This is a genomic window from Arthrobacter sp. 05L417 (genome assembly GCF_056397865.1).
On record NZ_JBFTOG010000019.1, the window covers coordinates 73,295 to 84,804 of the forward strand.

Below are 11,510 nucleotides of genomic sequence, written 5' to 3' on the forward strand. Positions count from 1 at the left end.
CTCAATTCAGTATGATGAACACCATGACGACTGATGAACTCACCATCGCGATCGCAGTCCCGCTCGAAGCTGAGCATGTGGAGCGTATCCGCGCAGTAGATCCGAGCATCACGGTGCTCTACGAACCCGAGCTCCTTCCCCCGGAACGCTTCCCGGCCGACCACTCGGGCGATCCGGATTTCAAGCGGACTCCCGAGCAAGAGGAACGCTACTGGTCCATGCTGAACAAGGCCCAGATCCTCTACGGTTTCCCCAACGAGAATCCGGCCGGACTGGCCCGCATCGCCCAGAGCAACCCGCACCTGCAGTGGATCCACGCCATGGCCGCAGGTGCCGGTGGCGCCGTGAAGGCCTCCGGGCTCGACAGTGAGACCCTGCAGAAGTTCAAGGTCACCACGTCGGCAGGCGTCCACGCCCTTCCGCTGGCCGAGTTCGCAGCCTTGGGCATCCTCAACGGCTTCAAGCGCAGCGCGGAACTTGCCCAGGACCAGGCTGCAAAGGTCTGGCCCGAGCTGCGCACCCCCACCAAACTTGTGAACGGCTCCAAGCTGGTCATCACGGGTCTCGGCGAAATCGGCCTTGAGACCGCCCGGATCGCCCGCGCACTCGGCATGAAGGTGAGCGGAACCAAGCGGAACGTCGAAGCGATCGAAGGGATCGACGAGGTCGCGGACAACGATGGCTTGGCGGGACTCCTGGCTACGGCAGACGCCGTCGTCAACACCCTCCCCGGGACTCCCTACACGGAGAAACTCTTCAACCACGAGGTCTTCTCGGCAATGAAGCCCGGCTCGGTCTTTGTCAACGTTGGCCGCGGAACCGTGGTTGATGAAGAGGCGCTGCTCGAAGCGCTGGAAAACGGCCAGGTGTCCTACGCCTGCCTGGACGTCTTCGCCGTCGAGCCGCTCCCCCAGGACAGCCCGCTGTGGAACCACCCGAAGGTCATGGTCTCGCCGCACACCTCGGCACTCAGTGCCGCGGAGAACCGCCTCATCGCCGAGCGCTTCGCCAGCAACCTGCGTACGTTCCTCGACGGCGGGGAACTCCCCCACCTCGTGGACACGGTGCACTTCTACTAAACCGCCAACAACCCAGCGCCATCCTGGCGGCCTCTCCGGTTTCCGGAGGGGCCGCTTTGCTGTGTGGGGCTTGCCCGTGGCACGCCAAATGGCGGGGCGGGGGCGCAACAAAGTGACGGTCCCCTCCGAAGTTCGGAAGGGACCGTCGCTGCTTGCGTACTTCGTGGTACGGGATTCCCTACTTCGCGTCCTCCAGGGAAAGGAGGTCGCGGCCGGCTGTTTCCGGTGTGAAGAACGTCGTGATGTATGAAATCAGCGCCAGGACCAGCGAGTAGACAGCCAGGACCACCCACGAGTTCCCCGTGGCCGCAAGGAGCGCGACGCCAACGAGGGGCACGAGTCCGCCGGCCAGGACAGCGGACAGTTCGCGGCTCAATGCCACACCAGTGAAACGGTACTGCGAGCCGAAGAGCTCGGGCAGGAGCGGGCACTGCGGGCCGAGCATGGACTGCACGCCAAGGGCGATGCCGACCACCATGACGGCCCACACGAGGGTGACGTTGCCGAGAGTTACCAAGTAGAAGGCGGGAATAGCGAAGATTGCTTGGAACAGGGCGCCGTAGCGGTACACCTTCACTCGACCGATACGGTCAGACAGGGCGCCGAAGGTCACCACCATGACGGCGGCGAATCCCGCGGCGATCAGCAGACCGACCGGGCCGATGAACTTGTCGCCGGGAAAGACGCCTTCCTTGACGGACATGAACGAGATGAGCAGCGCCGAGTAGATCGAGGAGTTGCCGTTCTCGCCCATGCGGAGGCCGATGCCCACCAGTACATTCTTCTTGGAGTGCTTCCAAAGTTCGCCAACGGGGTTCTTCACCACGTTCTTGTGCTTCTCCAGTTTCTGGAACACCGGGGTTTCCTTCAGCCTGAGACGGATGAAGATCGCCACGACGATCAGGATGAAGCTGGCGAGGAACGGCACACGCCACAGCCAGCCTTCAAGCACGCTTTTGTTTGCCATGCCAATGAGCGCAAAAGTGCCGGCGCCGAGGAGGGTTCCAAGCTGGATGCCCACGAACGGCAGCGAAGCGAAGTAGCCGCGGCGCTTGGGCGGAGCGACCTCGGAGATCAGTGTTGTTGCACCTGCCTGTTCAGCTCCGGCGCCGAGGCCCTGGACGATGCGAAGCACCACAAGCAGGACCGCGCCGAGCATGCCCGCCTGTTCGAACGTCGGCAGCAAGCCGATGGCGAAACTGGCGAGGCCCATCATTCCGATGGTCAGCAGGAGGACCACCTTGCGGCCGAATCGGTCTCCGATGAATCCGAAGAAGATACCGCCGAAGGGCCGCGCCGCGAATCCAACGCCATAGGTGGCGAACGACGCAATCAGTGCGCCGCTTTCACCCAGGGGCTTGAAGAACAGCGGTCCGAAAATCAGGGCCGAAGCCAGGCCGTAAATGTAGAAGTCGTAGTACTCCAGAGCGGATCCTACGGAGCTGGCAAGAGTTGCCCTTCGCAGCTGTTCCGGCTCAACTACTGCGCCGTCCATATCAGCAAGCTTTGTCTTAGTACGAGTTGTCACAAGCACTCCCTCAAGAACACTCCAGACCCCCGTTGGCCTGGCGAGATAGCGTCAGCCGCCATGGCGTGAATCACTATATTGAACAGAGTACAGCACGTTGGACAAGTTTCAAGTGGTGTAATCAGATTTATTTATGACCCCCGTCGGGCGGCGGAATCAATCAGCCCATCGGGTTGCCCAGCGAGTGGGCGAGTTCCTTGAGCTCCTTCACCATCAGGGCAGCCTGCTCCTCGGAAAAAGTGGCCTTGAGTGCCGTCACCGAGAGGCCGAGGCTGGGGCCATGTGCCCCATGGGTGGGGACGGGCACGGCAAGGCAAACCACGCCGAGCGTGGACTCCTCGTCCTCCAGTGCATAGCCCTGTTTGCGAATCGCGGCCACCTGGGCCTTGAGCTCAGCGGCACTCCGGAGGGACTTCGGGGTCATGACAGGGAGCTCCACGTCGTCGGGAAACATCGCCTCAATGTCATGGTCGTGAAGCTGGGCCAGGAGAACCTTTCCGACTGCGCTCAAGGAAAGCGGCATTTTGTCGCCAATGTTCGATGTGAGCCGGACGGCCGGGTGCCCTTCGTAGCGGGCCAGGTAAATGATGTGATCGCCGTCGATCATCGCAATCCGCACGGTTTCGCCGGAGAGCGTTGGTGCCTGCTCGCAGAACTTGTAGAACTCTTGTACTTCATCGAGCCGGCTGAGATAGGCGGCACCAAGTTCAACCAGCTTCCGGCCAAGTGAAAAGTCCGCACCTTCGCGGGTAATCAGCCGGGCTTCCTCAAGAGCGAGCAGCAGATTTGACGTGGAAGACTTCGGAATCCCGAGCTCCCTCGATAGATCGCTGAGTGTCAGCCTGCCCGAAGGGGCCTCCGCCAAGGCATCCAGGACCGCGGCAGCGCGGGTCACGGCAGGCGCCGGCGAGGAGCTTCCCAATCCTTCGGCGGAACGGGGGGTGCGGGAATCGGCCATGATTCTCCTTCGCGGGTCGTGCGTCTGGCGCAGAGTGGGCGTGTGCCAGGCAGAAACGCTACCCGGGGGCAGCGGAACTCCGGCCTGAGGCACAACGCTTGTTCAATCCACTGAACAACCACCATCATAGTGGCTTGCTGCTGGGATGAGACTCGCCGGACGGAGAATAGCTTCCTTTCCATATCCAAAAATTCTCTGTATATTCATCTATGAGCTCTCCACCGCGGCATCCCCCAATAGTCGCGGTGGAGAGCTCTTCCAATTCCCCGCAGCGGATCAGGTACGACGCTAGCCCTGCCGCCAAGGCGTGAGGCGAGGTAGCCAGCGCGGTACGTTGGCGCGGTAGGACTCATATTCGGCACCAAACTTGCGTGCGAGCGTCGGCTCCTCATACAACCTGACGAAAGCCACCACGGGAACTGCGCCCAGCGCCGCCAGGCCGAACAGCTTCGGCTGGCCCAGAAGGAGGCCCTGCCCGGTGATCGCGGCACCGATGCCCACGTAGATGGGGTTCCGCACGAAGCTGTAAAAGCCGCTGACCACGAGGTTCTTTGGTGGCGCAAAAGGTGCCGGCGTGCCTACTCCCTCAAGGGCGAACCGCGCAAAGGAATTTGTGATCACCGCTGCGCCGGCGCCGATCAGGAGAACACCTGCGCATTGGGCCGCCAGCCCGCCCGGCACGGGCCGCCGCACTTTCCAACGGGTCAGCACCCAAGGCAACAGGCCAGCGACGGTGGCCGGGGCCGCGGCGAACACCGCCGTACCTATCTCCGCCAGCTTTTTGTCGCGCGCTGCATCTCCGGACGCTGTCATGCTGCCATTCTGAACCGCCAAACGATGGGCCACAACCATCGGGGCCTCAAGGCACTGGATTAAAAGCAAGAGCCCCTGAGCCGCGTTTCCGCAGCTCAGGGGCTCTTGCCCGGTCTCCTAGCCGTTTGCCCGCTTGCGGCGAATCACGAAGGCCGAGCCGAGTGCAATGGCGGCGAGAGCCGCGAACAGCACGGAGAACACGGTTGGGGCCATGCCGGTGTCGGCCAGTCCGCTCATTGCCTTAACGGTGGTGCCGGTGCTTCCGGTGGTTGGAGGAACCACGGCAACTCCAGGGTCGACCGGCGGGTCGACGGGCGGATCGACCGGCGGATCGACGGGTGCGGCAGTGACCACGACCGTGAGGTTGGCCGAGCTCGGCTCGAACAGTGCAGGCGCGAAACTCGGCGCGTTCGCCGCGCTGGCAATGGTCACCACACCGCTCACGGCTCCGGCCGCTGCGAACGTCGACGTGGAACTGATCACCCAGACGCCGTTCTCCTCCGTGACTGTTGCCGCGACCGGGGCTCCCCCTGCCCAGGACACCGTTGCCGTGATGGGTTCGACGGCGCCGCCGAACGTGACCCTCGCGACCTCGATGGTTTTCTCCCGGCCGGCGATCGCGGTCAAGTCCGCACCCGGCACGATCACCGGAGTGGCCTTGCGCGGAGCGGAGATGCTCGGGATCCAATCCTTCCGGGCCGCGGCCCAGTCGAGGCCTGCCTTAGTGCCGGACAGTGCGAAATCGAGCCGAGCGCCGTTCCGGAGATCGTCCACATCGACCCAGGCAGCCGTGTGCTCTTTGTCGTTCACGGTCACACCAGCAATGTAGCTCGGCAGCTTTTCGTTCGCTCCTGCAGCGGTGATCCGTAGCTTTTCACCGCTCTCGAGGGTAATCGTGGCGGCCTGAACCTTGGGAGCGTTGAGCGCCATGATCCCCGAGCCGGGCATCACCGGCTGGATGCCGAGCGAGGCCATCACATACCAAGCGGCGAGGGTGCCGAGGTCATCATTGCCGACTCCGCCGCCGGGGGTGTTCGGGAAGCGGTTGAGGTTTGCCGCGAGCACGTCGTTGGTCTTGGCCGGCTCACCGACGAAGCCGTACAGCCAGGGGTTCATCATCATCGGTTCGTTGCCCGGGTTGTACCCTATGCTCGTGTAGTACGTGCTTCCACCCGCCGCCCAGCTGCTCGGCGAGACCCCCGGAGCAGACTGGAGGGCCGGCTGGTTGAAGTAATAGTCGAGTCGCTTGACGAACTCCTCGCGACCGCCCATCTTTTCCTGCAGGCCGACCACATCCTGCGTTGCCATCCACTGGTAGTGCCAGGGGGTTCCCTCGTGGAAACCGGACCTGGTCACACATCCGTGCGCTCCGGAACCGGGACGAATTGGCCCTCGGGAGTGACGGCGTTGACGATACCCTTGAAACCGCCGCTGAGTGTGACATCCGGGTTCCAGAGCTTCGTCCAGTTGGTGCCGCGGGCTAGGAACTCTGCCGCTTGGCCGGTCTTCCCAAGCCGTTGAGCAGCGGCGCCGATGCTGGCGTCCGCCGCGGCAAACTCCATCGTCGCCGAGCCGCCGTGACGGTACTCTTCGTACTGGCTGCCGAGGCCACCGCCCCACTCCGGATAAAACGGGATGTGGCCCTTGGCCAGGTAGAACGCGGCGCTCTGCCGGCCGACGGTTGCGACGCCGGCAGGGGGCGCCGTGGTGGCGTTCTCGACGAGGTAGTCCCACATGCGGTCGGCGATGTCGGCTGGCACCGTGCCGAGCGTGAAGTTCTCGGCGATCCAGGGCGAGACCGGATCGCCGGCCATAATGTTCGTCTCGACCGAGCCGAGCGACCAGCGCGGGAGCCAGCCGCCCTCGACACGGGCTTGGTACATCGAGCGCACGATGTCGGCGGCGCGGTTCTTCGCGAACAGCGCATGGAAAGTCGCCTGCGTGCGGTACGTGTCCCACAGCGAGAACGTCTGGTAGTAGTTCCAGCCATTGGCGGTGTGCGTCTTGGCGTCCATTCCTGTGTACCGGCCGTCGACGTCGCTTCCGATAGTCGGCGACAGAAGCGTCTTATACAGCTGGGTGTAGAAGATCTTGCGCTGCTCGGCGGACGCCGTGATGTCGAACCGGCCGAGCTCGGCGTTCCAGGCGTCGCGGGCCTTCGCCCGGATCTGATCAAACGCCAACCGCGTGCCGTCTGCGGTCGCCTCGGCGATCCGGTTACCGCGGGCTCCTTCGACGCTCACGTACGAGACCCCGACGCTCACCTCGACATCGCGGTCGGCCGTGGTATCGAACGTGGCGACGAAACCGTTGTTGCCGTCGGTGACCTCACTGGAGTTCCGGCCGACGGCGAACTGGGCGTTGTTGCCCCAGGTGCCGGTCGACAGCGGAGCGCGGTCGAAGGTCGCGCTGAAGAAGTAGCGGGACTTTTTCTCGTTTCCGCTGCAGAACCCACCGTTGTCGATCCAGCCCTCGAGAGTGGTCCCATCGACCCAGGAGACCGAACTAGCGCCGGCGGTGCGCAGCGTCTGCCCCGTGTTGAAGGAAAGATTGGAGGTAGTGCCGGCCGGGAAGGTGTACCTGTGCGCACCCACTCTGGTGGTGGCCGAGAGATCGACCTTGACAGAGTTGTCGAGAGTGACACCGTAGTAACCGGCTGTGGCGGACTCGCTTCCGGGCTGGATGCCAGTGAACTTTCGCGAGGTGGTGGGCGTGGCGGTGGTGCTGGGCGAGACCAGGAGTTCACCGGCGGCCGGGCAACCCGCACTGTTGACGTGCCGGTGGCTGAATCCCCACACGCGACCGGCGTCGTTGCTGTACGACGTGGAACCGTAGCTGTTGGTGTTGTCAGGGCTGAGCTGCACCATTCCGAACGGGAGCGTCGCCCCCGGATAGGCGTTGCCCTCGCTCTCGGTGCCAACGAACGGGTTGACTTCGTTGGAAAGGTCGGTAACGGTCGGAGAAGCGGATGCCTCGACCGGGGTTCCGATCGCAAGCGCGGCCGCAACCGCCATCGCCGGCGCGAGCCGCGATCGACGTGGCCTTCTCCGGCTCCGTGGGCGTACAGCCGGGCTGTCGTGTGGGCTTGACATCGTGGGGCGTCCTCCTTGACCTGGCTCACGGGTATCGAGCATCAGCGCTCGTCACCGCTGTCCGCCGCCGAGCGGTGACGGGGCAACGATGCGTGGAAACGTTTCCACGCGGCCGAGTTTACGCAGCACACCAAGACCGCGTCAACGCTTGAGAGGTAAATGGCGACCGCGCTAAATGTCAGTCAAGGGGATTTATTGGGGCGTGCGAACTGGTGTCAGCGCGCGGCGAGCACCGCGTCGCGACTCAGCTCTCCCGAGCCACGCACGATGAGACGAGTGTTCAGCGTGACGATCTGTGAGGGCGAGACATCGCCATCCAGACGCTTGTAGAGCATCCCCATCGCGATCTGCCCCATCGCTTTTGGGTCCTGCGCCACTACCGTAATCCCGGGCACGACGACGTCGGCAAGTTCGAAATCGTCGAAACCGACGATCGCCAGGGAGGTGTTGTGAATGCGCAGCGCGCCGATCACGTTGATGCTCGTGCGGTTGTTGCCGGCGAAAACTGCGGTCGGCGGGTCAGCCGACGCCAACATCCGCCCGAGGGGCTCGTCCACCGGCTCGCGGGTGGTCGCGCTGGAGTAGACGAGTTCGGGGTCGAAGGGGATGCCAGCATCCTCGAGTGCGGCCCGGTAGCCGGCGATCCGCTCGCTTGCGGTATAGAGGTCCGGCCGATCGGTGAAGCACGCGATCCTCCTATGCCCGTAGCCGATGAGGTGCGCGACGCCGGTGCGCGCACCGCCGCGGTTGTCCACGATCACGGCGTCGACATCCAGCTCCCGGGGCGGGCGGTCGACGAAGACCATGCTCGTACCGGCGTCGAGCTCCGCACGCAGGTATTCCTCGTCGCCGCCTTCGGGGAGAGTGATCACCAGGCCGTCGACCCGGCGGGCGCAGAAGGTGAGGATCATCTTGCGCGCGCGCTCCGGATCCTTGTCCGAGGAGGCGGTCAGGAGCACGGAATCGCGGCGCAGCACCTCCTCCTCCACTGAGCGGTTAAGCAGGGAGAAGAACGGGTCTGCGACATCCTCGACCAGCAGCCCGATGCTGGCAGTCGCTCCGGTTCTGAGCATCCTGGCGCTGTCGTTGCGACGGAATCCGAGCGTGTCAATCGCAGCGTTGACCGCGGCGATGCTCTCCTCGCTCACGTTCGACTTGCCGTTGACGACACGGGAGACTGTACCCACACCGACTCCGGCGACCCGCGCAACGTCTTTCATCGTGGCACGGGCGTTCGGACGCTCGGTAGCCACCCTCACCCCGTCACCTGCGTCCATTTCCGAAACCATCCCGCGACGCATTTTAGCATCGCAGTGCGCTTCATCGCGGTGCTATGTTTCCATACCCCACGTGCTCGGGCTCGATCTGGTGCGAAGAAGACCCCAGGGAGTCCGGGACGTCCGCGCGTAGAAAGAAAAGAGCCCCTGAGCTGCGTTTTCACAGCTCAGGGGCTCTCGTTGATTGGTGGGTCCTACCGGGATCGAACCGATGACATCCACGGTGTAAACGTGGCGCTCTACCAGCTGAGCTAAAGACCCAAACACTGATTTCAGCGCCCTCGGCGCTTCAACCAACGAACATGTACTCTACCGGATCATTCGCCCGGAACACTAATCGGCGAATCCGTGGGCAGTAGGTCGGGAAGCTCCGCAGCGAGCCAGGCCAGCGCGCCGCTGACCCCCGCTTCCACTTTGAGGCTCGCGAACCCGTCGCCTCGGGTCGGTCCACGGTTGATGATCACTACTGGCTTGCCGAGTTTGGCTGCGTGCCGGACGAACCTCAGCCCGCTCATGACCGTCAACGAGGAACCTGCCACCAGCAGCGCCCCGGCTTCGTCCACCATGGAATACGCGCGTTGCACCCGATCCCTGGGCACATTTTCACCGAAGTACACGAAGTCGGGCTTGAGCGTTCCGCCGCAAACGGGGCAAACAGCGACGACGAACGATCGGATGAGTTCGGGATCCTCAACGGATGCATCCGCGTCGGGTGCCATTTCCACGACGCCGGAAGCCTGGGCGGCTTCGAGGAAGCCGGGGTTGATTTCCTCAAGAATGGACGCGACGAGCTGCCGCGTAAAGACATGTCCTTCCTCAAGGCAGATCACGCGATCGTAGCGGCCATGCAGGTCCACCACATTGACGCTGCCGGCGTCCTCGTGCAGGCGGTCCACGTTCTGCGTGATAAGCCCGGTGATCAGTCCGCGCCGTTCAAGGAGGGCGACGGCGGCATGCCCCGCATTCGGGTCCGCGTGCCGGAGGTGCGACCATCCAAGGTGGTTCCTCGCCCAGTAGCGGCGCCGGTTGGCAGGACTTCCGATGAATTCCTGGTAGGTCATGGGATTCCGCGGCGCGGCCCCAGGGCCGCGGTAGTCAGGGATTCCGGAGTCGGTGCTCAGGCCGGCTCCCGTCAAAACGGCGAGCCGCTTGCCGCCGAGAATTCCGTCGGCTCGGCGGAGAACGTCCACCTCGTCTGCATCCAGTTCAACTGCAGGGGCCGGCGGACGTATGGCGAAGCCAGTCATTCCGATACCGGGCCGTTGGGCGCTCATCGCCGTTAGGCCTGGCCAAGTTCGGACAATGCCTCGCGGTATTCCGCCAGGTCGCGTGCCTGCCCGCGCGGATTGACGACGACGTAACGGATGATGCCCGCGGCATCGATGATGAAGGTTCCCCGCAAGGACATGCCGGTAGCTGGATCAAACACGCCATACTTCTCGGCTACTTCCCCGTGCGGCCAGAAGTCGGCCAAGAGATCGAACTCGTAGCCTTCCTTTTCCGCATAAGCCCGCAAAGCGAACTTGCTGTCCACCGACACCCCGAGGACTGTGGCGTTGGCATGTTGGAAAATACCCAGATTGTCACGGATCTCGCAAAGCTCCCCCGTGCAGATTCCGGAGAAGGCGAAGGGATAGAAAACCACCACCACGTTGCGGCCGCGGAGATCAGACAGGCGGACCGGCTCCCCGAACTGGTTCACGAGCTCAAAATCCGGGGCTTCCTGGCCCACAACGGGAACTCCCGGACGCAGCCCGGGAGGGTTCAACCTGGAGTGGGTCACTTGTTCTTCTTGCGCGCTACAAGCCTCGTGGCGCTCCAGTCCTTGGAAACGCCTGCGGACGTAGTGCAATGCAAGCCGGCGGTGGGAGCAGCGTCCTGAATATCCGAGGGCGAGACGTAGTTGTCGCGGCCGGACTTGGGGGTCAGCACCCAGACCACGCCGCCTTCACCCAAGGTGGTCAGTGAATCCACGAGGGCGTCGACAAGGTCTCCATCACCATCACGCCACCAGAAAATGACCGCATCCACTACCTCGTGATCGTCTTCGTCAAGCAGCTCGGAACCCGTGAGTTCCTCAATGTCATCACGCAAATCGAAATCGACATCATCGTCGTAACCGAGTTCCTGAATTAGATCCCCATCTTTGAAACCCAATCTTTCCGCCACATTTACCGATGTGGCGGCGTCGGCCTCGCTCACGTTTCCTCCTCTTGAAGTGATTTCGATTACTACAAGCCAACACCCTTTGGGCGTGTGCTTCAAGCCATTGTCCCGCGTTCCACCATAATCCGCGCCCCAGCCACGGCTAAAGCCATGGCCGCAGACGGGGCCATGGCCCTACTGCAGCTACAACTGCCTACGATGTAACAGCTTGAGTGTGACATACAACGCCTTCACGACAGCGCGGCTACGCATCGCGGCTCGTACAAAGCTACAGTGGCCAGTGAAGACTTTGGCTGCAGGGCAACCGCCCGCCGCGAATAGCGCAGCTCAAGCTCAAGAGAACCTGCCCGGCGCACATGACCGGGCTGTTGTAACCGATATGTCGCACACGCCGCGTTCATGACGGGCAGTTACCCTGCCGGACCTGAGGCGACGATGAATGCGCCAAAAGAGAGGTTGGACGTGGCTGCAGGAGAAGAGACCTCACACATCCTTAGCGGGTTGACTTCCCAGCTGCCTGATCGTGATCCGGAAGAGACTGCCGAGTGGGTTGAGTCTTTGGATGCGTTGATCAGGGAGCAGGGCACGGAGCGGGCG

General features: G+C 63.2%; 8 protein-coding genes, 1 tRNA gene and 1 pseudogene. 1 reads left to right on the plus strand and 9 read right to left on the minus strand.

Going from position 1 to position 11,510, the window contains the following annotated elements:
* Positions 1-11: 11 nt before the first annotated feature.
* Positions 12-1,079, plus strand: coding sequence for a D-2-hydroxyacid dehydrogenase (locus tag AC1DJW_RS14955; protein WP_284751976.1), 1,068 nt, complete (start codon positions 12-14; stop codon positions 1,077-1,079).
* A 178-nt stretch (positions 1,080-1,257) separates the two neighbouring features.
* On the opposite strand, the gene AC1DJW_RS14960 is transcribed toward AC1DJW_RS14955, so the two are convergent.
* The 9 genes and pseudogenes from AC1DJW_RS14960 to AC1DJW_RS15000 all read right to left on the minus strand — a co-directional run bounded on the left by AC1DJW_RS14960 (position 1,258) and on the right by AC1DJW_RS15000 (position 10,949).
* The gene (locus tag AC1DJW_RS14960; protein WP_476901765.1) at positions 1,258-2,613 is read right to left on the minus strand and encodes an MFS transporter; all 1,356 of its coding nucleotides are present in this window, start codon (positions 2,611-2,613) and stop codon (positions 1,258-1,260) included.
* A 154-nt stretch (positions 2,614-2,767) separates the two neighbouring features.
* A complete protein-coding gene (locus AC1DJW_RS14965) occupies positions 2,768-3,565 on the minus strand; it encodes an IclR family transcriptional regulator (protein WP_284751978.1) in 798 nt (265 codons plus the stop codon).
* A gap of 288 nt (positions 3,566-3,853) precedes the next feature.
* A complete protein-coding gene (locus AC1DJW_RS14970; RefSeq protein WP_390277894.1) occupies positions 3,854-4,378 on the minus strand; it encodes a methyltransferase family protein in 525 nt (174 codons plus the stop codon).
* Positions 4,379-4,495: 117 nt separating this feature from the next.
* Positions 4,496-7,512: pseudogene (locus tag AC1DJW_RS14975) on the minus strand (GH92 family glycosyl hydrolase).
* A 173-nt stretch (positions 7,513-7,685) separates the two neighbouring features.
* The gene (locus tag AC1DJW_RS14980; RefSeq protein WP_476901766.1) at positions 7,686-8,759 is read right to left on the minus strand and encodes a LacI family DNA-binding transcriptional regulator; all 1,074 of its coding nucleotides are present in this window, start codon (positions 8,757-8,759) and stop codon (positions 7,686-7,688) included.
* A gap of 173 nt (positions 8,760-8,932) precedes the next feature.
* Positions 8,933-9,008 (minus strand) — tRNA-Val (locus tag AC1DJW_RS14985).
* Positions 9,009-9,064: 56 nt separating this feature from the next.
* Entirely contained in the window at positions 9,065-10,021 is a 957-nt protein-coding gene (locus tag AC1DJW_RS14990) for an NAD-dependent protein deacetylase (protein ID WP_476901767.1), read from the minus strand.
* A 5-nt stretch (positions 10,022-10,026) separates the two neighbouring features.
* Complete coding sequence (locus AC1DJW_RS14995; RefSeq protein WP_390277904.1) at positions 10,027-10,530, minus strand: peroxiredoxin; 504 nt, start codon at positions 10,528-10,530, stop codon at positions 10,027-10,029.
* Positions 10,527-10,949: a DUF3052 domain-containing protein gene (locus AC1DJW_RS15000; RefSeq protein WP_059387755.1), complete on the minus strand. Its 423-nt coding sequence runs from the start codon at positions 10,947-10,949 to the stop codon at positions 10,527-10,529. Before AC1DJW_RS15000 ends, AC1DJW_RS14995 begins: the two co-directional genes overlap by 4 nt.
* Positions 10,950-11,510: the final 561 nt, after the last annotated feature.